Raw genomic sequence first — 23,341 nt, forward strand, 5'->3', positions numbered from 1 at the left:
CCCTGGATTGCTTCGCTGCGCTCGCAATGACGAAGATTCGTGCATCACCCGCAGTCTGCCGAACTACTTGTTCGGCAGATTCGTCCTGATGTGCAGCTCGCGCAGCTGCTTCGTGCTGGCCTCCGACGGCGCGCCCATCAGCAGGTCCATGGCCTGCTGGTTCATCGGGAACAGCGAGATCTCGCGCAGGTTCGTGGTGCCACAGAGCAGCATCACGATGCGGTCGACGCCGGCGGCCATGCCGCCATGCGGCGGGGCGCCGTACTGGAAGGCGCGGTACATGCCGCCGAAGCGGTCGACCACCTCCTGCTCGCCGTAACCTGCGATCTCGAACGCCTTCACCATCGCCGCCGGCTTGTGGTTGCGGATGCCGCCGGAGGCGATCTCGTAGCCGTTGCAGGTGATGTCGTACTGGAACGCCTTGATGGTCAGCGGGTCCTGCGTCTGCAGCGCCTCCAGGCCGCCCTGCGGCATGGAGAACGGGTTGTGCGAGAAGTCGACCTTCTTGTCGTCCTCGTTGTACTCGTACATCGGGAAGTCGACGATCCAGGCCAGCTTGAACTGATCCTTGTCGGACAGGTTCAGCTCATCGGCGACCTTGTTGCGGGCGAGGCCTGCGAACTTCCAGAACTTGTCGGGATCGCCGGCGACGAAGAAGGCCGCGTCGCCCTCCTTGGTGCCGAGCTGGCTGCGGATCGCAGCCGTGCGCTCCGGACCGATGTTGTTCGCCAGGGGACCTGCGCCCTCGCCGCCCTCGCGCCACATGATGTAGCCGAGGCCGGGCTGGCCCTCACCCTGCGCCCACGAGTTCATGCGGTCGCAGAACGCGCGGCTGCCGCCGGATGGCGCCGGGATCGCCCAGACCTGGTTCTTGGGGTCCTCGAGCATGCGCGCGAACACCTTGAAGCCGGAGCCGCGGAAGTGCTCGGAGACGTCGGCCATCTCGATCGGGTTGCGCAGGTCGGGCTTGTCGGAGCCGTATTTGCGGATCGCCTCGGCGAACGGGATGCGCGGCCAGCCCTTGGTCACCGGCTTGCCCTTGGCGAAATCCTCGAACACGCCGGTGATGACCGGCTCCATCGCCGCGAACACATCCTCCTGCTCGACGAAGCTCATCTCGACGTCGAGCTGGTAGAACTCGCCGGGCAGGCGGTCGGCGCGCGGGTCCTCGTCGCGGAAGCACGGCGCGATCTGGAAGTAGCGGTCGAAGCCCGACATCATCAGCAGCTGCTTGTACTGCTGCGGCGCCTGCGGCAGCGCGTAGAACTTGCCGGGATGGATGCGCGACGGCACCAGGAAGTCGCGCGCGCCCTCCGGCGACGACGCGGTCAGGATCGGCGTCTGGAATTCGAAGAAGCCCTGCTCCTTCATGCGCCGGCGCATCGAATCGATGATCGCGCCGCGCGTCATGATGTTCTGGTGCAGCTTCTCGCGACGCAGGTCGAGGAAGCGGTATTTCAGCCGGATGTCCTCAGGATATTCCTGCTCGCCGAACACCGGCAGCGGCAGCTCGTCCGCGGGGCCGAGCACCTCGATCTCGGAGACGTACAGCTCGATCTTGCCGGTCGGCAGATCGTCGTTGTCGGTGCTCTTGTTGTCGGCGCCGGCCGGGCGGCGGCGCACCTTGCCCTCCATGCGCACGACCCATTCCGAGCGCAGCTTCTCGGCCAGGCTGAACGCCGGCGAGTCCGGATCGACGACGCATTGGGTGATGCCGTAATGGTCGCGCAGGTCGACGAACAGCACGCCGCCATGGTCGCGGATGCGATGGCACCAGCCGGACAGCCGGACCGTCTCTCCGATGTTGCTCTCGCGGAGCGCGCCGCAGGTGTGGGTCCGGTAGCGATGCATGGTCGTCCTGAATGGTCGTCGTGAGGAGAAGGAATCGGCGCAGCCCTTAAAGGCGCGCTCCGAATGCGCGCAGGGTTTAGCCGAGCCGCCCCGGCGCGGCAACCGCAGGAACGGGCCTTTTCGGCTTCGCGCCGGAAAAGGCCGCCCGCCCTGGGCCTCACTGCAACGTCGGCGCCGATGCCGAATTGAGCTGGCGCTGAAACGCTCATCCGACGGCCGTTTGGGCTCGAAAAACGGCCGCCCCGCGCCTATCTTGGAGCCATGACCGTGCATTTCCCCTTCCAGAACTCCTACGCCACGCTGCCGGACAATTTCTTTGCCCGGGTGGCGCCGACCCCCGTCGCAGCGCCTCGTCTGATCAAGCTGAACCGGCCTCTCGCCGCGGAGCTGGGGCTGAACCCGGCCGAGCTGGAGACGCCGGAGGGCGCCGAGATCCTGGCCGGCAAGACCGTGCCCGAGGGCGCCGAGCCGATCGCGATGGCCTATGCCGGCCACCAGTTCGGGCATTTCGTGCCGCAGCTCGGCGACGGCCGGGCGGTCCTGCTCGGCGAGGTCGTCGACCGCAACGGCGTCCGCCGCGACATCCAGCTGAAGGGCTCCGGCCCGACGCCATTTTCGCGCCGCGGCGATGGCCGCGCGGCGCTGGGGCCGGTCTTGCGCGAATACATCGTCAGCGAGGCGATGGCGGCCCTGGGCATTCCGACGACGCGCTCGCTGGCTGCGGTCGTGACCGGCGAGCAGGTCTATCGCGGCACCGCCCTGCCCGGCGCGGTTCTGACCCGTGTCGCCACCAGCCACATCCGGGTCGGCACGTTCCAGTATTTCGCCGCGCGCCAGGACACTGACGCCGTGCGCCGGCTCGCCGACCACGTCATCCACCGGCACTATCCGGATCTCGCCGGTACCGAGCGCCCCTACCACGCCCTGCTGGTTGCCGTGATCGCCCGCCAGGCCAAGCTGATCGCCGAGTGGCTGCTGGTCGGCTTCATCCATGGCGTCATGAACACCGACAATACCTCGGTGTCCGGCGAAACCATCGACTACGGCCCCTGCGCCTTCATGGACACCTACGATCCCAAGCAGGTGTTCTCCTCGATCGACGAGTTCGGCCGCTACGCCTTCGCGAACCAGCCGCGCATCGCGATGTGGAACCTGACCCGGCTTGCCGAGTGCCTGTTGCCGCTATTCGGCGACGACAAGGACCAGGCGATCAAGGAGGCCGAGGCTGCGCTCGACGGCTTCGCCACCCAGTTTACGGACGCGCACCAGGCGGGCCTGCGCCGCAAGCTCGGCCTGGCCACGCAGCGCGAGGGCGACCAGCCGCTGGCGCAGGCATTGTTCGACGCGATGGCGGCGGCCCGAGCCGATTTCACGCTGACGTTCCGCCGTCTCAGCGACGCCGCCGGCAGCGGCGATCTCAGCGAGGTCCGCGTCCTGTTCGAGGATCCCACCGGCTTCGACGAGTGGGCCCAGCGCTGGCGCCAGCGCCTGGCGGAGGAACCGCAGACGGCGGCGGAGCGGAGCGCGGCCATGCGCAAGGTCAATCCCGCCTTCATCCCGCGCAACCACCGCATCGAGGCGGTGATCACGGCAGCGGTCGAGAACGACGACTACGCGCCGTTCGAGGAGCTGCATGCGGTGCTGGCCCGGCCCTATGACGACCAGCCGGACCGGGCTGATTATGCCGATCCGCCGCAGCCGGAGGAGCAGGTGTTGCAGACCTTCTGCGGCACCTGACACGCGGTCTTAACCTCGCGTCCACCATCGCCCTGACAGCGCCCGGGCCCTTAAGAAACGATCAACGCAGCCCCGACAAGTTGAACCAACAAGTCGGGGAGGTCTGAGACGTGGACGCGCTGGTGTTCGAATTCATGGGTCTGGCGATGATCGCCTTGTGCCTGATCGTGCTCGCGGTGCCCTCGGCGCGCCGGCCTGCGGGCCGCGTCCGGCATCGCTGACCGGCGCCGGACGCGCCCTATCATCAACCATAGAGCGATCAGCTCACGTCGCGGTGCTTGCGTTCGGGGCGGATTGGGCCGACAAGCGGACACGAATTCGTCCCGTACCCCTTGCCGACACCCTTGACTTGTCAGCGTTTTCGGACGACGGCGTAAGAGCCTCGTCATGGATCGTTCATGGACTTGATCACCACCACCGCGGACCTCGCAGCCGCCTGCGCCCGCCTCGCCCGCCACCCGGTCGTCACCGTCGATACCGAGTTCCTGCGGGAAACCACCTACTATCCCCTGCTCTGCGTCGTGCAGATGGCGAGCCCGGACGAGGCCGTGGTGATCGATGCTCTGGCCGAGGGCATCGATCTCAAAGCCTTCTTCGAGCTGATGGCGAACGAGAAGGTCCTCAAGGTCTTTCATGCCGCCCGCCAGGACATCGAGATCATCTGGCACCGCGCCGGCATCGTGCCGCATCCGATCTTCGACACCCAGGTCGCCGCGATGGTGCTGGGGTATGGCGACAGCATCGCCTATGACCAACTGGTCGAACGCATCACCGGCCATCGCCCCGACAAGACCCACCGCTTCACCGACTGGTCGCGCCGGCCGCTGACCAAGGAGCAGGCGCACTACGCCGAGGCCGACGTCACCCATCTGCGCGACGTGTTCGCCGCGCTCGATGCCGATCTGAAGAAGCGCGGGCGCAGCGACTGGGTCAGCGAGGAGATGGAGATCCTGACCTCGCCGAAGACGTACGACTTCCACCCCGAGCGCGCCTGGGAGCGGCTGAAGACCCGCGTCCGCAAGCCGAAGGAATTGGCCGTGTTGATCGAGGTCGCGGCCTGGCGCGAGCAGGAGGCGCAGAGCCGCGACGTGCCGCGCAGCCGCGTGATGAAGGACGACGCGGTCGGCGACATCGCCACCCATGCCCCGACAACGATCGAGAAGCTCGGCAATCTGCGCTCGCTGCCCAAGGGCTTCGAGCGCTCCAAATGGGGCTCCGACATCGTTGCCGCCGTGCAGCGCGGTCTGGCGCGCGATCTCGCCGCTTTGCCCAAGCTGGAAAAGCCGCGCAACAACTCCAACGGCGCTGCGATCGTCGAGCTGCTCAAGGTCCTGCTGCGCATGACCTCGGAACGCCACGCCGTGGCGAGCAAGGTCATCGCCACCGTCGACGATCTCGAGCAGATCGCCGCCGATGACAATGCCGACGTTGCTGCGCTGCAGGGCTGGCGCCGCGAGCTGTTCGGCGAGGCCGCGCTCGCGCTGAAGCACGGCAAGCTCGCCCTCGCCATCGAGAAGGGCCGCGTCGTCCGGGTCGACCGGGCCTGATCGGCGTCGCAGCGGCTCTGGCCGGCTGCGTCTTCCCGAGTCTGCCAAGTTGATTGCAGCAGGCGTCACGGGTGGTCATGATGCCGCCCATCATTCGGCGCTGGTCTGCCCCCTCAACTCCGCCTCGATTGTCTGGGACACCTCAACCAGAGCCATCGAAAGGATGTAGGCGCTGGTCGGCAGATTGAGCTGGCGCGCCTTTGCGATGGCTGCCCGGAGGCTGCTCGCCAGCTCTTTGAGCTCTTCCTCTCGGGTCATGTCGTGGTCTCGGTCCTGGAGCTGCCGCGTGAGCAAAGACGATTGCGAACCGCCGGAACAGAGGCTGCTGCGGCTGCTCAGCGAGAATCCGGTCGACCTGCACGTCGTCGAGGCCCTTCGCCTCGTCGTCGCGTTCAACAAGATCAGCGATCCGGCCGATCGCCGTATGATTATCGATCTGGCCGAACGACTCGCCTCAGGATGATACCGCCAATAGCCGCCGCGGTCACACCGCTAGACGGCCGCCGGCGCCGATAAGCTCGGCACTGTCGAGGACGCCGGCAAAATTGCCGATCACCTTGGTTACAACCAGCTTGTACAACGCGGCGTCGCCGGCGCAGGCCTGCCGGCAGGCGACGGCGTCTCCGATCACCTGATAGCGGTGACTACGGTGAAAGCCGTCCACCACCGTCGAGAGGATCGTCTCGTCCAGCGAGAAGCCGAGCAGCACGCAGCGCATGCTGCGCATGTTCGCCATGTACTCGGCGAACCGGGCCGAGCTATAGGCCGAGGGCAGTGGATGCTCGAACGCGAGCTCCCCCGGGGTTGGCTTGAAGTCCGGAAGCCAGTTCGTCAGGTTGGAGGCCGGGTTGAACCAGGCTGCCTGTGCGATGCGCTTGAGATGGACGACCGGCCACAGGTTGTCGCGCCAGAGCGCGATCAACTGCCGGCACAGCGCCATGACGACGTCGCCATCGGCGATCAGATGCCTGCGTCCCTCGGCGAGATATTCGCACTGCAGATCGGCGCAGACGAGAACAGGCGGATCCGCCTCGGTGGCACCGAACAGATCTCGGCCCGTCATCACGGTCTCGCTGCGGCGAAGTCGTGCAAGGGCGACGATGCCGGCCGGCCGGCCGAGAGATCGAGCACACCCGGCCGATCCCAGTCGCCTTCCGGACGAATGATCATGTAGGGATCGCTGTCGAGCGTGATCGCATCGTCGCACGGCTCGAGGTCCAGCACCATCTCCGTGTAGGAGAAGTCGGAGAATGTGAGCTTGCGATTATGGCCGAGCGGCTTGGCGCCGAAATGCGCCCAGAAATCGACGAGACGATCCTGCGCGTGGCCATAAGCCTTCTTGAAGCCCTTTCGCCTGCAATAGTCGAGCGCCTCGCGAACCAGCTTGAACGACAGCCGCGAACGCCGGTACTGATGGCGCACCGCCAGCCGCTCGACCTTGGCGAAGTCGCCGAAGAAGCGCACGCGTACGCATCCCGCCGGCTCCTTGCCGACGAAACCGAGGAAGTGGGCTGCAACCAGATCGTTGCCGTCGAACTCCTCCTCCATGGGACAATCCTGCTCGGTCAGGTAGACCGCCGAGCGGATCGCGGTAACGAGCATGAGGTCATTCGGATCGCGCGCGATGCGCACCGTGATCGCGCGGGGATTTGTCTTTGCCGCCATGGCCGAACTAATGCTGTGCATCCGCGATGCTCCCTTGTTCGAAACCCTTCATCGACTGGATCGAAGGCGCGATCATCTCCGGCATCCGGTTCCACGGCCGCTGATACCACCAGAGATCGGGCTGAAAGCTCGGCACCGGCGTGAAGCCGAGCGCGCCGAGAAACGCGCGCCCTTCCGGACTCGATGGTTGCGCATAGTAATCGGCGGCGCGAAATCTCGCGCCTTGCAGCGCCTGCGCGACATTGCCGAGACCGATCGCTCCTCGCCCTTGCGCGACGAGCGCCCAGACATAGATGGCGGCTACGTCTTCGTCCGGCCGCGCCAGAAATCTGCGCGGCGGATCATTCAAATTGAACTCATCCAGGAGCAACGCATCGAGGCCTGAGCAGTTGAGATAGAGGAAGGCGATGCCGCCGAGCAGGTTCCTGCCGCGGTAGAGCGCGAAGATCGATTCCGGATCGTGCCGCAAGAACTCCGCAAGCTCGTGTTCTGAGGCACGAACGCCCGGTATTTCCCGGCGTGCGAGCGCCGTGAGCTCGCCGAGCCGATCGAGCGTGACCGCCTGAGCCGCGACCCGATCCGTCCGCGGCAGCGCGTCGAGCTGATGTCGCAGCGTGAATTCTGTGCTTCCGCGGTGAGGGTTCTGCATCTATGTTTCCAGCTTGGCTTTGATGACGTCATCATACTTGTCGGAGCTGGAGTGTATGCGGCAACATTTGCATCGGGGTGCTGCATCCACGCAGCGCAGGAAGTCTGACGAAACGCTTAACCCCTCATGGGAGGATTTGAGAGCATTTCTGCTCTGTACGCGTCACCGCAGCTTCCGAAACGCGGCGGATGTTCTCGGACTGACCGGCACAACCCTGATGCGCAAGATCGACCGGCTCGAGGACGAGCTCGGATGCAAGCTCTTCATCCGTGATCAATCCGGCCTGTCGCTCAGCGACGAGGGACGATCGTTGCTGTTCGACGTCGAGCAGATGGAGCGGCTGAGCTTCAACATCTTCCGGCGCGCTTCGCTGTCGACCGACACTCAGGGGTCGGTGCGCGTCGCCGTGACCGAAGGCCCCGGCAACTTCTGGATCCTGCCGCGACTGATCGATTTCCAGAAGACCTATCGCAGGATCACCGTCGATCTGAGCTGCGCGATGCAGCAGGCCGACGTGTCGCGGCTGGAGGCTGACATCTCGATCCAGTTCGAACGGCCGACCAACCCTGACGTGATCGTTGCAAAGCTCGGCCGTCTGCACATCTACGGCTTCGTGTCGGAAGCCTATCGCGACGCGCATGGACTGCCGACATCACTGGCGGAGCTCAAGGATCACCGCATCATCAAGCAGCACGGCGTGCAGCTCGACGAGACCGGCTATGCGCGCATCCTCGGCTTGGAGTCCCTCGAAGGCATCGTCGGCATCTCAACCAATTCGAGCGTTGCCGTGCTTTACGCGGTCGAGCGCGGCGCCGGTATCGGCTTTCTGCCGACCTCGGCGGTCGCGCTCGGGGCGCCGCTCGTTCCTGTGGATCTCGGCATCAACTACCACATGGATCTGTGGCTGACCTATCACAAGGAGTTTCGCAACTCCGACCGGCACAAGGTCGTCATCGACTGGTTGAAGCGCATCTTCGATCCGAAGGTCCATGCCTGCTTCCGGGACGAGTTCATCCATCCGCTGAATCTCGTGCCTCTGATGGCGCCCGCGCGGGATGTCGTCGGCTTCAACGGCTACGTCGCGCCGAAACCCGTATGAGGAGCTACCATTTGAACTCGACGCCGAGCGTGCCCTGGTGCGATTGCAGCACCGAGCGAAGCTTCGCATCGTAGTTGAGATAGAGGCGTGCCGTTCGATTCAGGGATAGCGACACTGCCGCGCCGGCGTCGGCGCCGTAGCGGCCCTCGCCAAGGCCCTGCAGCGTGATGCTCTGCGGACCGAGGCTGACGGTCACCGCGCCGAGATTCTGGCTGAAATTGTCGACCAGCTTGCCATAGGCCGAGACGTCGAGGATCTTGCCGTCGACAATGAAGTAGCGGCCGAACTCGGCGCCGACGAGAACGCGGGCGCGCTCCAGCGAGGTACCGCTGACCGACAGCGGATCGAGCCCGCCCGCTTCCTGGAATGCCGCCGTCGTGGCGCGCGTGTATTCGAACGCAAGCTTCGGAACGATCCGGCTCTCACCGATGCTCCAGTAGTAGTCAAGCTCGCTCAGCACGCCCGTGATGTGGGCGCCGTAGACCGACGTCGCCGTACCGAGGCTGGTGTCGCGCCGCGCACTGATCCCGCCGAAGCCATGGACGACCGCGATCGCCCAGGTCCAGGGTCCCTGGTCGACCGAGGCGTTGAACCCGAACTGTGTGAGATCGAGCGTCGCCGCTTGCAGCGCCAGCGGCACATCGACCCAGGTCCGGCTCTGGTCGACGGATAGTCCGACATTCACACCCGGCACGAGACGCATGCCGATACCGGCGACGCCGCCCCAAGTCGTCCTCTTGTCGCCGACGAAGTCGCCTTGCGCATTGCTGCGGACGGTTACGCCATACATCTCGCCCCAGGTCCGGAACCGAGGCTGTTCCGAAGCCTCCGGCGCGCCGCCGCCGCCGGGATTGCTCCGCTGCAGCCGGGTGGCGCCCTGCGTCGCCTGGGTACCGAGCCGTTCGAGGAAGCTCGCGCCGAGATCGAGCACGGTTCGGTCGGCCGAGCGTTCGGAACTGATCGCGCCCGGTGCAGGACTGGGCAGCGGGCTCGGCGTTGGTGTCGGGCTTGCGGCGATGCTCGGCAGGCTGGCCTGCGCGGCGCACGGCGAAGAAGCGGCGACCAAACCGAGCCCGCCGATGAGCAGCATCGCCCCGGATGCACCGCTGCGCATTCGCCAATCCAGCCTGGCCTGAGACGCCCCGCGCATCGATGCCCCGTTCGCCGCCCGCTCAAATTCGCTTCAATATTGCAGCGATGTTCTGCCCGCAGTTCCCGATCGCGGTCAATGAGGATTGCCATGTCGCGGCTGCCCTGCAAGGATTTGTGGTTCCAGCGCCACAAGCCACGCAGTTGCAGCAGCAGCCGGCGACGCGACGCCGCGACGCGTTCTCATCAGTCCGCCAACCTTGATATCGGCGGAAAATCGTGTTGCAATCTCCCGTACAATCGGATTGGCCGTTCGACTGTGCGTTTCGCGACTTCGGAAATTGAGCAGATCCCGGGAAGCCCGTTTGTGGCGTGGCACGCGCGAGCGTGGCCGCGTCTTTTTTTCGTCTAGACGAAGGAGACAGCGATGCCGACCTACAAGGGCAGCGTGAAGTGGTTCAACCCGACCAAGGGATATGGCTTCATCAAACCGGCTGGCGGAGACAAGGACGTGTTCGTCCACATCTCGGCCGTGGAGCGTGCTGGACTGACCACGCTCAACGAGAACCAGACGATCGAATATGATCTGGTGGAGAGCCGCGGCAAGACGTCGGCAGAGAACCTGAAGCTCTCGTGAGCATCGTCCCGGCGGAGGGCGCCACAGCGCGGGTTCGTAAACCAACTCACGAGCTCCGCGTCACGCTCGCTCGCCGCGGATGATCAGACTTCGTCAGCCTTGATGTACCCCGGCCCCGCCGGGGATTTTTTTCGTCCGGCGACAGCTACCGGACGACGGGCCAGATCAGCGCGTGATCGCCCTGCTCCACGGACGACGTCCGGCAGAGATCGCCTTCGAGCCGCACGAGGCCCTTGGCCAGCAGCTTCAGCGCCTCGGGATAGATGCGATGCTCGACGCCGAGAATGCGCGTCGACAGGGTGTCCGGCGTATCGTCGTCCCTGACCACGACCGCGCCCTGCATCACGATCGGACCAGCATCCGTCTCCGGAATGACGAAATGCACGGTGGCGCCTGACAGCTTGACGCCGGCACGCAGCGCCTGGCCGTGCGGATCAAGGCCGGGGAACGATGGCAGCAGCGACGGATGAATGTTCAGCATCCTGCCATACCAGCGCTGCACGAACTCCGCCGTGAACAGGCGCATGAATCCGGCCAGGCAGATGATCTCGATGCCGCGTGCATCGAGCGCCTGCTGCAGTCTGGCTTCGAACCCTGCGCGGTCCTTGCCGAACGGCTTGCTCTCGATGATTTCGATCGCGACGCCGCTTTCCTGCGCTTTCTGCAGTCCGGCCGCATCGGCTCGGTTGGAGATCACGATGGCGACCTCGGCCGGAAAATCCGGCTGCGCCGCCGCGTGGATCAGCGCGGCCATGTTCGACCCACGGCCCGAGATCAGGATGGCGACGCGGCGCTTCATCGGCTCACTCGTCTCACAGAGCCAGATCGAGGGCGCCGGTGTAGATCACCCGCTCGTCGCCTGTCGCAGCAACGACCTCGCCGAGCCGTGCGACGTGCTCGCCATTCGCGGTGAACACCTCGATGACGGCATCGACGGCCTCGGCCTTGACGATCGCGATCATGCCGATCCCGCAATTGAAGGTGCGCAAGAGCTCGCGCTCTGCAATGCCACCCTGCTCCGCCAGCCATTTGAAGACCGGCAGCACCGGCAGGCCCGTCAGGTCAATCGAGACGCCGAGATGCTTCGGCAGCACGCGCGGAATGTTGTCGGTGAAGCCGCCGCCCGTGATGTGTGCGAGCCCCTTCACCGCACCGGTCTCGCGGATGGCGCGAAGGCACGACTTCACATAGAGCCGGGTCGGCGTCAGCAGCGCCGCGCCGAGAGTCAGGACCGGCGCGAACGGTGCCGGCGCATCGAAGCCGAGGCCGGACTGGGCGACGATCTTGCGCACCAGCGAATAGCCGTTGGAGTGGACGCCGGAGGATGCGAGCCCCAGCACCACGTCACCGGCCGCGATGTCGGGAGACGGCAGCAGCGTCCCACGTTCCGCCGCGCCGACCGCGAAACCGGCAAGATCGTAGTCGCCGTCCTTGTAGAGGCCCGGCATTTCCGCGGTCTCACCGCCGATCAGCGCGCAGCCGGATTCCCGGCAGCCTTCGGCAACACCGGCGACGATCGACGCCGTCGCCTCCGGGTCGAGCTTGCCGCACGCAAAGTAGTCGAGGAAGAACAGCGGCTCGGCGCCCTGCACGACGAGATCGTTGACCGACATGGCGACCAGGTCGATGCCGATGCCGCCATGCAGCCCGGTCTCGATCGCGATCTTCACCTTGGTGCCGACGCCGTCGGTTGCCGCGACCAGCACCGGATCCTTGAATCCGGCGGCCTTGAGGTCGAACAGGCCGCCAAAGCCGCCGATCTCGGCATCCGCGCCGGCGCGGGCGGTTGCGCGCACCATGGGCTTGATCAGATCGACCAGACGGTTTCCGGCATCGATATCGACGCCCGAATCTGCATAAGTGAGCCCGTTCTTGCGCTCGGTCATGGTAAAAACCCCTAATCTGGCCGCTGGTTACGTCGGAATCCGGCCGCGCGCAATGGCTCGCAAGGGGCTCGTCCCCATACTATCTAGGAACGGACCGGTTCGCCCTGTTTCGGAATCGGATTGTCTTTTGATCGAGTCGTCGTCGGGACCCGCTGCGTGACCATTCCCCACAGTATCCCCAATCTGATCACGCTGGGTCGAATCCTGCTGGTTCCGATCGTCGTCTGGGCCATTGCGGCCGGCCAGATGGAGATCGCATTTCTGGTCTTCGTGGTCGCGGGGGTGAGCGACGCCGTGGACGGCTTCCTGGCCAAGCGCTTCAACCTGCGGTCCGAGTTGGGAGCGCTGCTCGATCCTCTCGCCGACAAGGCGCTGCTGGTCTCGATCTTCGTCACGCTTGGCATCTGGGGCGCGATCCCGCGCTGGATCGTGATCCTGGTGGTCTCGCGCGACATCATGATCGTCTCGGCGGTGATCGTGTCCTGGCTGTTCGACCGGCCGGTCGCGATGAAGCCATTGATGGTGTCCAAGCTGAACACGGTCGCCCAGGTGGGATTCGCGGCGCTCGTGCTGGCCTCGCTCAGCTTCGGCTTCGAGCCCCAGCCCTACGATGTGGTGCTGATGGTGCTGGTCACCGTCTTTACCCTCGTGTCGGTCGGGCTGTATCTCGTCGACTGGGTGCGCCACATGAGCACCATCGAGGTCCGGTGATCCTCCGCGGAGGGCCGTCCCGACCTCACGCACCACACGATACGGAGCAATTCGATCTTGGCTGGCCATATCCCCCCTCGTCAGCTGGCCTTCGCGCTGCCGCATGCGGAGAGCCTGACGCGGGACAATTTCTTCGAAGGTCCAGGCAACGCGGCCGGGCTCGCCCTGGTCGACGCCTGGCCGGAATGGCCGGCGCGGACCATGTTCCTGGTCGGCCCCGACGGCTCTGGCAAGAGCCACCTCGCCGCCATCTGGGCCGAGCGGGCTGGCGCCCGATCGCTGTCCGCGCATGCCCTCGAGGCGAGCGTGGTCCCTGGGGCGCTCGCCACCGGCGCGCTGGTGCTGGAGGATCTGACGGCAACCGATCTCGACGAGCGAGCGCTGTTTCACCTGCTGAACCTCGCCCGCCAGGACGAGGCCTTCGTGCTGATCACGGCGCGCGAGGCCCCGGCGGCCCTGCCCATCGCCCTGGCCGATCTGAGGTCGCGGCTGCGCGCCGTCCCGGTCGTCACGCTGCTACCGCCCGACGACCAGCTGTTCCGCGCCTTGATCGTCAAGCTGGCCGCGGACCGGCAACTGGCGATCGACGAGACCGTGGTCAGCTATCTCGCAAGCCACATCGAACGGTCCTACGCGGCCGCCCGCCAGACCGTCGCACTGCTGGACGACGAGTCCCTGCGGCTCGGACGGCCGGTCACCCGGGCGCTGGCGGCGGAGCTGCTCCGCCCGCTGTGACCCGCGGCCATCTTGACGGCGGACGGGCACGGAACCCCAATGGTGCCGGCAACGTCATCCCCTGGTTACCCAGATTGGGCTACGGTCGACCGTTCGCGACTGGTTCGCGACTGGATGGATATGGATCGAATTCCGATGGATACCGAGCAAGTTACTGAAATCTCAGAGAAAGAACCGGTCGCCGCGCCGTCCATCGAGATTGCCTCGAGCCCCGAGCGATTCATCAATCGGGAATTGTCCTGGCTTCACTTCAACCGCCGCGTTCTGGAGGAATCGGTCAATCCGCGGCATCCCGCCCTCGAGCGGGTGCGCTTCCTGTCGATTTCCGCCAACAACCTTGATGAATTCTTCATGGTCCGCGTCGCCGGCATCCGCGCCCAGGTCCGCGAGGGCATCGCCGAGCGCAGCCCCGACGGGCTGACGCCGACCGAGCAGCTGAAACTGATCAACGAGACGGTGTCGCAGCTCGCGATCGACCAGCAGGCGATCTGGCGCGACCTGCGCAAGTTTCTCGGCGAACTCGGCATCGTGCTCGTCGACGGTCAGGACGTCACCAAGAGCGAGCGCGCCTGGATCGAGGACCACTTCCTCGCCAACATCTTCCCGCTGCTGACGCCACTCGCGATCGATCCGGCGCATCCGTTCCCGTTCATCCCGAGCCTCGGCTTCACGGTGGCGCTGCAATTGATCCGCTCCGCCGACGGGCGCCCGATGAACGCCCTGATCCGCATGCCCGGCAAGATCGACCGCTTCATCCGCTTCCCCGGCTCCAAGGATGGCGTGATCCGCCTGATCACCCTGGAACAGGCGACCGGCCTGTTCATCGGCCGGCTGTTTCCGGGCTACACCGTGAAGGGCCAGGGCGCCTTCCGGATCATCCGCGACAGCGAGATCGAGATCGAGGAAGAGGCCGAAGACCTGGTGCGGCTGTTCGAAACCGCGCTGAAGCGGCGCCGTCGCGGCTCGGTGATCCGGCTCGAGATCGAGGCCAACATGCCGGAGGAGCTGCGCCGCTTCGTGCAGAATGCGCTCTCGACCACCGATGACGAGGTGTTCCTGGTCGACGGCGTGCTGGCGATGAACGAGCTGTCGCAACTGACGCGCGTCGACCGGCCCGACCTCGAATTCGCGCCCTATGTGCCGCGCCATCCCGAGCGTGTCCGCGACCATGGCGGCGACATCTTCGCCGCCATCCGGCAGAAGGACCTGATCGTCCATCACCCCTACGAGTCGTTCGACGTCGTCGTGCAGTTCCTGCAGCAGGCGGCGCGCGACCCGGACGTCGTCGCGATCAAGCAGACGCTGTACCGCACCTCCAACAACTCCCCGATCGTGCGCACGCTGGTGGAAGCTGCCGAAGCCGGCAAGTCGGTGACAGCGCTGGTCGAGCTCAAGGCGCGTTTCGACGAGGAGGCCAACATCCGCTGGGCCCGCGATCTGGAGCGCGCCGGCGTGCAGGTCGTCTACGGCTTCCTGGAGCTGAAGACGCATGCCAAGCTGTCGATGGTCGTGCGCCGCGAGGGCGGCAGCCTCACGACCTATGTCCACACCGGCACCGGCAACTATCATCCGGTGACGGCGCGCATCTACACCGACCTGTCCTATTTCACATCGGACCCGGTGATCGGCCGCGACGTCACGCGGGTGTTCAACTACATCACCGGCTATGCCGAGCCGATCGACATCGAGAAGATGGCGGTGTCGCCGCTCACGCTTCGCAAGCGCATGATCGAGCACATCCACGGCGAGACCAGCTTCGCCCGCCAGGGCAAGCCGGCCGTGATCTGGATGAAGATGAACTCGCTGGTCGATCCAGACATCATCGACGCGCTGTATGAGGCCTCGCAGGCCGGCGTCTCGATCGAGCTGATCGTGCGCGGCATCTGCTGCCTGCGTCCCGGCCTCCCCGGACTGTCGGAGAACATTCGCGTCAAATCGGTGATCGGCCGCTTCCTCGAGCATGGCCGCATCTACTGCTTTGGTATGGGTCAGGGCCTGCCGAGCGCCAAGGCCGCCGTCTACATCTCCTCGGCCGACATGATGCCGCGCAATCTCGACCGCCGCGTCGAGGTGCTGTGCCCGCTTCAGAACCCCACCGTCCATCAGCAGGTCCTGGAACAGATCATGGTCGCGAACCTGAAGGATACCGAGCAGAGCTGGCAATTGTTGCCGGACGGGTCGTCAACGCGTATGAAGGCCGCGAAGGGCGAGGAGCCGTTCAACCTGCACAATTACTTCATGACGAATCCGAGTCTGTCCGGCCGTGGAAAGTCGCTCAAGGAATCATCGCCGCGCCGGCTCACGCGCCGGAATGAACGCCCTCCTTCATAGGGGCTGTCTGCAAGGGGGCCTTCTGCAACGGGACATGCCGTGGTGAAGCGGCCCGGCACGAGGTCCGCCAGCGTCGGTGTCATCGACATCGGCTCGAATTCGGTCCGTCTCGTCGTCTACCAGGCGATGGAACGCAGCCTCGTGACCGTGTTCAACGAGAAGGCGCTGTGCGGGCTCGGTCGCGAGGTCCAGACCACCGGCCTGCTCGCGGCCGATGCCGTCGACAAGGCGCTGACCGCGCTGAAGCGCTTCCGCGCGTTGTGCAAGGTGCAGCGGGTGGGGCAAGTGCATGCCATCGCGACCGCCGCCTGCCGCGATGCTTCGAACGGCGCTGATTTCATCGCCAAGGCCGAGAAGATCTGCGGCGTCCCGATCCAGATCCTCACCGGCCCCGAAGAGGCGCGCTATTCGGCGCTCGGTGTCATTTCCGGCATTCACAAGCCCGACGGCATCGTCGGTGATCTCGGCGGCGGCTCACTTGAGCTGATCGATGTGCGCGGGCACCAGGTCCGCAGCGGCGTTACCCTGCCGCTCGGCAGCCTGGCGCTGCAGGATCTCGCCGAGAAATCGCTGAAGAAGGCGCAGCGGATCGCGAGCGAGGCGCTGACCGACCTGCCGCAACTGCTGGCCGGCCAGAACCGCACCTTCTATGCGGTCGGCGGCACCTGGCGCGCGCTGGCGCGCATCCACATCATCCAGAGCGGCTATCCGCTCGGGGTGATGCACGGCTATGCGATTCCGGCGGCCGATGCGCTGGCCTTCGTGCGCCGGCTGCGTCGTCTCGTCGCCGCCGACATGCTGGCCGACATCGAAGCGATCGCCGAGGCGCGGCGCCCGCTGCTTGCCTATGCTGCGCTGGTGCTCGAGCACATCATCCGCGTCGCCAGGCCGACGACCGTCGTGTTCTCGACCTTCGGCGTGCGCGAGGGCCTGCTCTACTCCAAGCTTCCAGACGCCGAGCGCGCCAAGGACGGGCTGCTGTGCGCGGCGCAGGGCCTCAACGAGCTGTTGTCGCGCTCGGCCCAGCATGCCCGCGAGCTGATCGACTGGACCGACCGCCTGTTCCGCGTGATGCACATGCGCGAGACCGAGGACGAGCGCCGGCTGCGGCACGCCGCCTGCCTGCTGTCCGACATCGGCTGGCGCATGCATCCGGACCATCGCGGCGAGCAGACCTACGGCATCGTTCTGAACGGCAATTTCGGCTCGATCAACCACGAGGGCCGCATCTTCGTCGCGCTGTCGGTGTTCTTCCGCTACGAGGGCCTGCGCGACGAGGCGGCGGCGCCTGCCCTCACCGAGCAGCTGAGCCCGGCCCAGATCGATCGTGCGCGCCTGCTCGGCACCGCGTTTCGGGTCGCGCATCTGATCTCGGCGGCGCGGCCCGGCGTGCTGCCCGCAACGCATTTCCGCACCCAGGATCGCAAGCTGATGCTGGTGTTCGAGCACCAGATGGTCGACCTCGTCGCCGACCGCGTCGGCGGACGCTTCAAGCAGCTCGCGCGTCTCGTCGGCCGCTCCGGCTCGATCGTGCGCAGCTAGATCCGGATCAGGACCGCCGAGCGCCGACCGAAATTGCGATCATGCGCTTGGCGATGACGCCATAGACCTTGCGCCAGGCCTGCTCGACCTCATCATTCCAATGCGGACCAAGTCCTTTGGCGAGGCTCCACAGTAGTGCTTCGCCGACCACCGGGTAGTGCTCAGGCCGGACCCCATAGCGCGCATGATTGCGGCCGAGGATGTCGGTGCTCGACAACAAACCAGTCGTCTGATCGAGGCTGCCGACGAGGACCGCCAGGGTCGCGATGAAGTCCCGTTTCAGCACGTCCATGTCGGCGGGAAACATCGCCCGACATTCCGGCGCGAGCTCGAAGACGCGGTCATAGAACGTCGTCGTCATCTGTGTAGCATTGGCAAATACCAAGTCGAACGACGACTTGACGTGCGCAATCTCATCTGCAGTCAACATGCGCAAGTCCAATTCGAAACAATTCCAATCATGGCCCGATCAGCGGAGCTCGACGTGGTGGTGTCGCGGCGGCGCGAACGGGTTCAAGATTATAAGAAACAGAGGACCGCGCCCTGCGGTACCTGACAAAGGCGCGGCACCGTGCCGCAGCGCTGTCGATTGGCTTGTGATCCTGCCGCGACGATGGCTGGCCGACTCAGTGATCGGAGACGGTAACGGCAACAAACACGACGGCCATCGTGCTTCTCACAGGCCATCGGAGGACGCCGACGCGCCGGCCGCCGACCGGCGCCAAGGCCGACTGATCCGTTGGATCGCGCAGACGGCCGCCGATGCGAATGGCGGCCGTCCGCGTCAGCCGACGCCTGGCTCACACCGCGAGATTCATCCAGACGGATTTCGGCTCCGTGAAGTTGTCCAGCGCGGCCGTGCCGTGCTCGCGGCCCAGTCCGGAGTCACGATCGCCACCCCAAGGCAGCCGCACATCGGTGTAGCCATAGGTGTTGATCCACACGGTGCCAGCGCGCAGGCGCTTGGCGAAGCGATGGACGCGCCCCATGTCGCGGCTCCAGACGCCGGCGGCCAGGCTGTAGGCCGTGCCGTTCGCCATCCGCAGCGCCTCGGCCTCGTCCCTGAACTTGATCACGCTGACCACGGGTCCGAAGATCTCTTCCTGCGAGATCCGCATGTCGTGCGTGACGCCGGCGAAGACGGCGGGGCTGACGAAATAGCCGCGGGCGGCCGCGCGCTGGCCGCCGGTGACGAGCGTGGCGCCTTCGTTGCGTCCGATGTCGACATAGTCGAGGATCGTCTTCATCTGCCGTTCGGAGATGACCGGTCCGAGCGAGGTTGCGCGATCGAGCGGATCGCCGATCCGCAGCGCCCGTGCGCGCTCGGTCAGGCGCTCGACCACCTCGTCATACACGCGCTCGTGCACCAGCACCCGCGATCCGGCCGAGCACACCTGCCCGGTGTTGAAGAAGATGCCGCTGGCCGCAGCCTTCGCGGCGGCCTCGATGTTCGCATCGTCGAAGATGATGTTGGCCGACTTGCCGCCGAGCTCGAGCGAGACGCGTTTGAAGTTGCCGGCCGCCGCCTTCATGATGCCGCGGCCGACGCCGGGCGAGCCGGTGAACGTGACCTTGTCGACGTCGGGGTGGTTGACCAGTGCCTCGCCGACGGTGCGCCCGGGGCCGGTCACGATGTTGAGAACACCGGGCGGCAGTCCGGCTTCGAGCGCGAGCTCCCCGATCCGCAGCGCCGACAGCGACGTCAGCTCGGCGGGCTTCATCACGACGGTGCAGCCGCAGGCCAGCGCCGGCGCGAGCTTCCACATCCCGATCATCAGCGGGAAATTCCACGGCACGATCGCCGCGACCACGCCGACCGGCTCGCGCACCGTATAGGTCAGCGCATCATCGCGCGTGGAGACGACTTCACCGCTGATCTTGTCGGCCCATCCGGCGTAATAGGTGAGCGTATCGATGGCGGCGGGAAGATCCTGGCGCAGGATCGCCGACACCGGCTTGCCGGCATCGAGGCTTTCGAGCTCGATGATCTCGTCGGCATGGTCGCGCAACAGCTGCGCCCATTTCAGCAGGATCGCGCCGCGCTCCGCCGCACGCATCGTTCGCCACGGCCCTTCGAAGGCCTTGCGGGCCGCGGCGACTGCGAGATCGACATCCTCGGCATTGCCCTCGGCGACCGTCGCAATCGCCTGCTCGGTTGCAGGATTGAGCGACGTGAAGGTGCGTCCCGAAACCGAGGGAACATGCCGGCCGCCGATCAGGAGCTGGAACGGCTTCGTCAGATAGGACGTCCCCCTCGAGCCGCGCTCGTAATCATATGCAATCGACATCATATTTCCTCCGTTTGTTGTATACCAATGAAGGTAAGAACAAATATCTGTTCGTAAATATGATATCTGTTGCCTATGGCCGGCGGTCATATGAAGCCGACTTCACAAGCGGGCCCTGATGTTGCGGATCGCGATCGAACCTGTCTGGCGCTTCTACAAGGACGACGGCCCGCAGAGCATCGTCGTGATGCTCCGCGTGCTCAGTGAAATCGGGAGGACGGGTAAGATCACCAGCGCGGCCAGTGACGCGCATCTGTCCTATCGTCACGTCTGGAATCTGATCGAGCAGTGGTCTGAATTCTTCGGCGTGCCGCTGGTCGAGACCCAGCGCGGCAAAGGATCGAAGCTCACGGCGTTCGGCGACAAGCTGGTCTGGGCCGGCGAGCGCATGCAGGCTCGCCTCGGCCCGCAGCTCGACAATCTGGCGCAGGAGCTGGTGACCGAGATCAAGCCGTTCCTGCAGTCGCATCCTGGCGTGATCCGCGTTCACGCCAGCCACGGCTTTGCCGTCGCCAAGCTGCGCGAGCTGCTGGATCGCGAGTCAGGCGTCGGGGTCGATGTCCGCTATGTCAGCAGCCAGCATTCGCTGGCCTCGCTGGCGCAAGGCGAATGCGACCTGTCGGGACTGCATCTGCCGCGCGGCGAGCTGCGTGCCCAGAACATCCAGGCCTGCCGGGATTGGCTCGATCCCAAGCAAGACTGCGTCATCAGCTTCGTGACCCGCGAGATGGGGCTGATGGTCAAGCGCGGCAATCCGCTGTCCATCCGTTCATTGACCGATCTTGCCGACGGCAGGGCGCGCTTCGTCAATCGCGATCATGATTCCGGCACCCGCCTGTTGTTCGATCAGTTGCTCGCGTCACAAGGCATCGACGAAACCAGCATCAATGGCGCGCAGCAGATCGAGTTCACCCATGCCGCCGTCGCCGCCTATGTCGCGAGCGGCATGGCCGACGTCTGCTTCGGCGTCGAGGCTGCCGCGCGGCAGTTCGGGCTCGACTTCATCCGTATCCTCACCGAGGACTATTTCTTCGCCTGCCATAAATCGTTTCTGGAAACCGACCCGATGCGGCGGGTGCTCGAGGTGATGAAGGGCGACGAATTCCATCGCGCCGTTGCTGCCCTGCCCGGCTACCAGCCAGCGGCCACGGGATCGGTCCACACCGTCCGCGAATTCCTCGATCGGCTGGATGCGGAGTCCTGACGCCGCCCGGTCGGATGCGGCGCGTCCTGACGATCAGCTACGGCAGATCGACGCCGCGCGCCGGCACCGGCTGCAGCTCGCTCTCGGCCTGACGCTGCAGCGCGCGGCCGCGCCAGATCGAGCCGGTGATCAGCACCACACCGGCGCCGATCAGCGACATCAGCGTCTCCATGACATCGACATGGCTCGCGAGATTGGTCTTGCCGGCGAACAGCGCCGAGGTCGCCTCGATGTTGATGAGGACGGTGCCGTCGAGCAGATGGTGCAGCATCGGCTCGATCGCGGGATCGGTCGCGATCACCTCGCCGGCCACCCAGCCGAGCAGCATCGCGCCGAGCCAGACCAGCAGCGGGACCCGATCGAGCACCAGCATGATCAGCGCGGCACCCGCGATGATCAGCGGGATGCTCATGGCAAGGCCGATGATCAGCAGGGACGCCTGGCCGTTGGCGGCCGCAGCCACCGCGATCACGTTGTCGAGGCTCATCACGAGGTCGGCGAGCGCGACGATGCGGACCGCATGCCACAGCGTCGTGCCGGCCGCGATCTCGTCGTTCTCGTCCTCGGGCACCAGCAGCTTGGCGGCGATCACGATCAGTGCCAGCCCGCCGATCAATTTCAGGTATGGCAGCGCCATCAGGGTGGCGACGATGCCGGTAAAGGCGATGCGCAGTGCGACGGCAATGCCGGAGCCGGCCACCATGCCCCAGAAGCGATGCTTGCCGTGCAGGCCGCGGCAGGCGAGCGCGATGACCAGCGCATTGTCGCCCGACAACAGCACATTGATCCAGACGATCTTGCCGAGCGCGAGCCAGAAGCCCGGGCTCTGCAGGTCGGCCTCGAATTGAGCGAGCACATGGCCGAAGCTGGCGGAATCGGCGAGTTGCGATAGCCAGTTCACGGCCGGGCCTTTCAGATAAGTTCAGCGCAGAGCACGAAGGTCGTGCGGCTGAGGGGGCCCTCAGCCGCACGAGGATCGATCAACCGACGATCTCGTTGCCGGAGAAGAACTGCGCGATCTCGATCGCTGCCGTTTCCGCCGCGTCGGAACCGTGCACCGAGTTCTCGCCGATCGACTTCGCATGCAGCTTGCGGATGGTACCGTCGGCCGCCTTCGACGGGTCGGTGGCGCCCATCACGTCGCGGTACTTCAGGATGGCGCCCTCGCCCTCCAGCACCTGGACCACGACCGGGCCGGAGATCATGAAATCGACCAGTTCGCCGAAGAATGGCCGCGCCTTGTGCACGGCATAGAAGGTCTCGGCCTGATCGCGGGTCATGCGGATGCGCTTCTGGGCCACGATCCGCAGGCCGGCCTTCTCGATCAGCGCGTTGATCGCGCCGGTGAGATTACGCTCGGTCGCGTCGGGCTTGATGATCGAAAAGGTGCGCTCAATCGCCATGATATCGTCCTTGGAGGTGCGGGATTTCGGTGAGTTGCGGGCTTATATCGACGCGATCGGCCGACGGCAAGCGACCGGGGCCCCTGCCGGAGCGCGACGCCTTACGACAATTTCACAATTCTGAACATAGTCTGAAGGCTCCGTGCCACCCGTGTTCAGCTCGAAGCTCCTAGGGTGTTCGCATCGGGCGAGGACGAGCCAGCAATACGACCGGTGGCCGCCCTCTCCCAGCCTCATCCGTCGGACAATTTCGGCGCCACCAGCGCTGTCATCCAGGAGACGATCATGTTGCGCAAACTCTCCCTCATCGCGGCGGCCACCGTTGCCCTCGGCGCAGCCGCCCTCGCCCCGACTGCCGCCTCGGCTCACTGGCATGGCGGCTGGCATGGGGGCGGTTGGCACGGAGGCTACGGCGGATGGCACCGTCCGTTCTACGGCCCGCGCTTCTTCGTCGGTGGCCCGGTCTACAGCTACGGCTATGGCGGCTGCTACGTGCGCCGCGTGGTTCCGACCCCGTGGGGACCGCGCTGGCGGTGGATCAACCGCTGCTATTGATACGAGCCTCGGCGCGGCACCCGCCCCCCGCCGCACCGAACTCGCATCGCCCCGGCGTCTCCCCCACGCCGGGGCTTTTTTTGTGCATTTTCAACCTCATTTCGGGGTCTTCCGGTCGGGAGCGGGAAACAAATCGAGCGGTCACGACTTGTTACGGCATCGTCCTGCAACTGCTCGTGGAACTCCCTCATGTCTGGCCGCACCGCCGATTTCAGCGAGGCGCTCGATCGCAAGACCAGCCGGTCGATCTGCGAGGCCGTCGGCGAACGCCTGCAACGCAGCCTGCCGCCGGACGGCTCTCGTCTGCCGGCTCAGCTTGCGGACCTGATGAACGAGTTGCGAAAGCGCGACGAGACCGGGATGAGCCTCTCCGGCCGCTGAGACCGCGACAAAGCGGTTGCCTTTGGCCGCG

At 65.6% G+C, this 23,341-nt stretch carries 24 protein-coding genes; 12 read left to right on the top strand and 12 right to left on the bottom strand.

All coding sequences use genetic code 11. The annotated features are described in order from the left end of the window. Positions 1-63: 63 nt before the first annotated feature. Positions 64-1,851: an aspartate--tRNA ligase gene (gene aspS, locus QX048_RS26580; RefSeq protein WP_315826806.1), complete on the bottom strand. Its 1,788-nt coding sequence runs from the start codon at positions 1,849-1,851 to the stop codon at positions 64-66. 261 nt (positions 1,852-2,112) lie between these two features. Between aspS and QX048_RS26585 the strand changes: the two genes are divergently transcribed. Together QX048_RS26585 and rnd are read left to right on the top strand one after the other, a co-directional pair. Continuing rightward, the gene (locus QX048_RS26585) at positions 2,113-3,588 is read left to right on the top strand and encodes a protein adenylyltransferase SelO (protein WP_315826805.1); all 1,476 of its coding nucleotides are present in this window, start codon (positions 2,113-2,115) and stop codon (positions 3,586-3,588) included. Positions 3,589-3,986: 398 nt separating this feature from the next. Next, positions 3,987-5,135, top strand: a complete 1,149-nt coding sequence (gene rnd, locus QX048_RS26590) for a ribonuclease D (RefSeq protein ID WP_315749976.1) — start codon at positions 3,987-3,989, stop codon at positions 5,133-5,135. Positions 5,136-5,225: 90 nt separating this feature from the next. On the opposite strand, the gene QX048_RS26595 is transcribed toward rnd, so the two are convergent. Further along, positions 5,226-5,393 (bottom strand): hypothetical protein, encoded by a 168-nt coding sequence (locus QX048_RS26595; protein WP_315712357.1) that lies wholly within the window; start codon positions 5,391-5,393, stop codon positions 5,226-5,228. Between the two features lie 28 nt (positions 5,394-5,421). On the opposite strand from QX048_RS26595, the gene QX048_RS26600 reads away from it, so the two are divergent. Beyond that, a complete protein-coding gene (locus tag QX048_RS26600) occupies positions 5,422-5,598 on the top strand; it encodes a hypothetical protein (RefSeq protein ID WP_315712358.1) in 177 nt (58 codons plus the stop codon). A gap of 21 nt (positions 5,599-5,619) precedes the next feature. Here QX048_RS26600 and QX048_RS26605 read toward each other — a convergent pair whose 3' ends face one another. The 3 genes from QX048_RS26605 to QX048_RS26615 are packed head-to-tail and all read right to left on the bottom strand — an operon-like array spanning position 5,620 to position 7,449. Beyond that, positions 5,620-6,198 (bottom strand): isochorismatase family protein, encoded by a 579-nt coding sequence (locus QX048_RS26605; protein WP_315712360.1) that lies wholly within the window; start codon positions 6,196-6,198, stop codon positions 5,620-5,622. Next, on the bottom strand, positions 6,198-6,821 hold the full coding sequence (locus tag QX048_RS26610; protein ID WP_315712361.1) for a GNAT family N-acetyltransferase: 624 nt from the start codon (positions 6,819-6,821) through the stop codon (positions 6,198-6,200). Before QX048_RS26610 ends, QX048_RS26605 begins: the two co-directional genes overlap by 1 nt. Continuing rightward, entirely contained in the window at positions 6,808-7,449 is a 642-nt protein-coding gene (locus QX048_RS26615) for a hypothetical protein (RefSeq protein WP_316191216.1), read from the bottom strand. The genes QX048_RS26610 and QX048_RS26615 overlap by 14 nt, the downstream gene beginning before the upstream one ends. 55 nt (positions 7,450-7,504) lie before the next feature. Here QX048_RS26615 and QX048_RS26620 point away from each other — a divergent pair, with 55 nt between their 5' ends. Next, positions 7,505-8,548, top strand: a complete 1,044-nt coding sequence (locus QX048_RS26620; protein WP_316191215.1) for a LysR family transcriptional regulator — start codon at positions 7,505-7,507, stop codon at positions 8,546-8,548. A gap of 4 nt (positions 8,549-8,552) precedes the next feature. On the opposite strand, the gene QX048_RS26625 is transcribed toward QX048_RS26620, so the two are convergent. Then, positions 8,553-9,698 (bottom strand): autotransporter outer membrane beta-barrel domain-containing protein, encoded by a 1,146-nt coding sequence (locus QX048_RS26625; protein ID WP_410052182.1) that lies wholly within the window; start codon positions 9,696-9,698, stop codon positions 8,553-8,555. A gap of 366 nt (positions 9,699-10,064) precedes the next feature. Between QX048_RS26625 and QX048_RS26630 the strand changes: the two genes are divergently transcribed. Continuing rightward, positions 10,065-10,274: a cold-shock protein gene (locus QX048_RS26630; protein ID WP_315712366.1), complete on the top strand. Its 210-nt coding sequence runs from the start codon at positions 10,065-10,067 to the stop codon at positions 10,272-10,274. Positions 10,275-10,419: 145 nt separating this feature from the next. On the opposite strand, the gene purN is transcribed toward QX048_RS26630, so the two are convergent. Both purN and purM read right to left on the bottom strand, forming a co-directional pair. Then, positions 10,420-11,073, bottom strand: a complete 654-nt coding sequence (gene purN, locus QX048_RS26635) for a phosphoribosylglycinamide formyltransferase (RefSeq protein WP_316173815.1) — start codon at positions 11,071-11,073, stop codon at positions 10,420-10,422. A gap of 13 nt (positions 11,074-11,086) precedes the next feature. Next, a complete protein-coding gene (gene purM / locus QX048_RS26640) occupies positions 11,087-12,160 on the bottom strand; it encodes a phosphoribosylformylglycinamidine cyclo-ligase (protein WP_315712369.1) in 1,074 nt (357 codons plus the stop codon). Positions 12,161-12,316: 156 nt separating this feature from the next. Between purM and QX048_RS26645 the strand changes: the two genes are divergently transcribed. The 4 genes from QX048_RS26645 to ppx all read left to right on the top strand — a co-directional run bounded on the left by QX048_RS26645 (position 12,317) and on the right by ppx (position 17,479). Then, the gene (locus QX048_RS26645) at positions 12,317-12,871 is read left to right on the top strand and encodes a CDP-alcohol phosphatidyltransferase family protein (protein WP_315712371.1); all 555 of its coding nucleotides are present in this window, start codon (positions 12,317-12,319) and stop codon (positions 12,869-12,871) included. A gap of 57 nt (positions 12,872-12,928) precedes the next feature. After that, positions 12,929-13,606 carry a DnaA ATPase domain-containing protein gene (locus QX048_RS26650; RefSeq protein WP_316164711.1) on the top strand — a complete coding sequence of 226 codons (678 nt, stop codon included), beginning with the start codon at positions 12,929-12,931 and terminating at the stop codon, positions 13,604-13,606. Positions 13,607-13,741: 135 nt separating this feature from the next. Further along, the gene (locus QX048_RS26655) at positions 13,742-15,937 is read left to right on the top strand and encodes an RNA degradosome polyphosphate kinase (RefSeq protein ID WP_316170417.1); all 2,196 of its coding nucleotides are present in this window, start codon (positions 13,742-13,744) and stop codon (positions 15,935-15,937) included. Positions 15,938-15,979: 42 nt separating this feature from the next. Next, positions 15,980-17,479, top strand: a complete 1,500-nt coding sequence (gene ppx, locus QX048_RS26660) for an exopolyphosphatase (protein ID WP_315826938.1) — start codon at positions 15,980-15,982, stop codon at positions 17,477-17,479. A gap of 7 nt (positions 17,480-17,486) precedes the next feature. On the opposite strand, the gene QX048_RS26665 is transcribed toward ppx, so the two are convergent. Both QX048_RS26665 and QX048_RS26670 read right to left on the bottom strand, forming a co-directional pair. Continuing rightward, the gene (locus QX048_RS26665; protein ID WP_315826801.1) at positions 17,487-17,909 is read right to left on the bottom strand and encodes a globin family protein; all 423 of its coding nucleotides are present in this window, start codon (positions 17,907-17,909) and stop codon (positions 17,487-17,489) included. A 370-nt stretch (positions 17,910-18,279) separates the two neighbouring features. Further along, the gene (locus QX048_RS26670; RefSeq protein WP_315826800.1) at positions 18,280-19,767 is read right to left on the bottom strand and encodes an aldehyde dehydrogenase family protein; all 1,488 of its coding nucleotides are present in this window, start codon (positions 19,765-19,767) and stop codon (positions 18,280-18,282) included. Between the two features lie 118 nt (positions 19,768-19,885). Between QX048_RS26670 and QX048_RS26675 the strand changes: the two genes are divergently transcribed. Further along, entirely contained in the window at positions 19,886-20,971 is a 1,086-nt protein-coding gene (locus QX048_RS26675; RefSeq protein ID WP_315826799.1) for a substrate-binding domain-containing protein, read from the top strand. 37 nt (positions 20,972-21,008) lie between these two features. Here the strand turns inward: QX048_RS26675 and QX048_RS26680 are convergent, their stop codons facing one another. Together QX048_RS26680 and ndk are read right to left on the bottom strand one after the other, a co-directional pair. Next, positions 21,009-21,872, bottom strand: a complete 864-nt coding sequence (locus QX048_RS26680) for a TerC family protein (RefSeq protein WP_315826798.1) — start codon at positions 21,870-21,872, stop codon at positions 21,009-21,011. Between the two features lie 79 nt (positions 21,873-21,951). Further along, the gene (gene ndk, locus QX048_RS26685) at positions 21,952-22,374 is read right to left on the bottom strand and encodes a nucleoside-diphosphate kinase (protein WP_315712380.1); all 423 of its coding nucleotides are present in this window, start codon (positions 22,372-22,374) and stop codon (positions 21,952-21,954) included. A gap of 285 nt (positions 22,375-22,659) precedes the next feature. Here ndk and QX048_RS26690 point away from each other — a divergent pair, with 285 nt between their 5' ends. Together QX048_RS26690 and QX048_RS26695 are read left to right on the top strand one after the other, a co-directional pair. Further along, complete coding sequence (locus QX048_RS26690) at positions 22,660-22,929, top strand: sulfur globule protein precursor (protein WP_315712648.1); 270 nt, start codon at positions 22,660-22,662, stop codon at positions 22,927-22,929. A 189-nt stretch (positions 22,930-23,118) separates the two neighbouring features. Then, complete coding sequence (locus QX048_RS26695) at positions 23,119-23,310, top strand: hypothetical protein (protein ID WP_315712381.1); 192 nt, start codon at positions 23,119-23,121, stop codon at positions 23,308-23,310. Positions 23,311-23,341 lie beyond the last annotated feature (31 nt).

The sequence above is a fragment of the Bradyrhizobium sp. SZCCHNS30572 genome (genome assembly GCF_032484415.1).
Classification (GTDB): Bacteria; Pseudomonadota; Alphaproteobacteria; order Rhizobiales; family Xanthobacteraceae; genus Bradyrhizobium.

What these genes read in the sequence shown, in the direction of transcription:
- QX048_RS26605 (WP_315712360.1), bottom strand. Translation starts at nt 6,198, where the DNA reads ATGACGGGCCGAGATCTGTTCGGTGCCACCGAGGCGGATCCGCCTGTT.
- QX048_RS26670 (WP_315826800.1), bottom strand. Translation starts at nt 19,767, where the DNA reads ATGTCGATTGCATATGATTACGAGCGCGGCTCGAGGGGGACGTCCTAT.
- QX048_RS26610 (WP_315712361.1), bottom strand. Translation starts at nt 6,821, where the DNA reads ATGCACAGCATTAGTTCGGCCATGGCGGCAAAGACAAATCCCCGCGCG.
- QX048_RS26655 (WP_316170417.1), top strand. Translation starts at nt 13,742, where the DNA reads ATGGATACCGAGCAAGTTACTGAAATCTCAGAGAAAGAACCGGTCGCC.
- rnd (WP_315749976.1), top strand. Translation starts at nt 3,987, where the DNA reads ATGGACTTGATCACCACCACCGCGGACCTCGCAGCCGCCTGCGCCCGC.
- QX048_RS26620 (WP_316191215.1), top strand. Translation starts at nt 7,505, where the DNA reads ATGCGGCAACATTTGCATCGGGGTGCTGCATCCACGCAGCGCAGGAAG.
- QX048_RS26695 (WP_315712381.1), top strand. Translation starts at nt 23,119, where the DNA reads ATGTCTGGCCGCACCGCCGATTTCAGCGAGGCGCTCGATCGCAAGACC.
- ndk (WP_315712380.1), bottom strand. Translation starts at nt 22,374, where the DNA reads ATGGCGATTGAGCGCACCTTTTCGATCATCAAGCCCGACGCGACCGAG.
- QX048_RS26625 (WP_410052182.1), bottom strand. Translation starts at nt 9,698, where the DNA reads ATGCGCGGGGCGTCTCAGGCCAGGCTGGATTGGCGAATGCGCAGCGGT.
- QX048_RS26595 (WP_315712357.1), bottom strand. Translation starts at nt 5,393, where the DNA reads ATGACCCGAGAGGAAGAGCTCAAAGAGCTGGCGAGCAGCCTCCGGGCA.
- QX048_RS26675 (WP_315826799.1), top strand. Translation starts at nt 19,886, where the DNA reads ATGTTGCGGATCGCGATCGAACCTGTCTGGCGCTTCTACAAGGACGAC.
- QX048_RS26630 (WP_315712366.1), top strand. Translation starts at nt 10,065, where the DNA reads ATGCCGACCTACAAGGGCAGCGTGAAGTGGTTCAACCCGACCAAGGGA.
- QX048_RS26665 (WP_315826801.1), bottom strand. Translation starts at nt 17,909, where the DNA reads ATGTTGACTGCAGATGAGATTGCGCACGTCAAGTCGTCGTTCGACTTG.
- QX048_RS26690 (WP_315712648.1), top strand. Translation starts at nt 22,660, where the DNA reads ATGTTGCGCAAACTCTCCCTCATCGCGGCGGCCACCGTTGCCCTCGGC.
- QX048_RS26585 (WP_315826805.1), top strand. Translation starts at nt 2,113, where the DNA reads ATGACCGTGCATTTCCCCTTCCAGAACTCCTACGCCACGCTGCCGGAC.
- aspS (WP_315826806.1), bottom strand. Translation starts at nt 1,851, where the DNA reads ATGCATCGCTACCGGACCCACACCTGCGGCGCGCTCCGCGAGAGCAAC.
- purM (WP_315712369.1), bottom strand. Translation starts at nt 12,160, where the DNA reads ATGACCGAGCGCAAGAACGGGCTCACTTATGCAGATTCGGGCGTCGAT.
- QX048_RS26615 (WP_316191216.1), bottom strand. Translation starts at nt 7,449, where the DNA reads ATGCAGAACCCTCACCGCGGAAGCACAGAATTCACGCTGCGACATCAG.
- purN (WP_316173815.1), bottom strand. Translation starts at nt 11,073, where the DNA reads ATGAAGCGCCGCGTCGCCATCCTGATCTCGGGCCGTGGGTCGAACATG.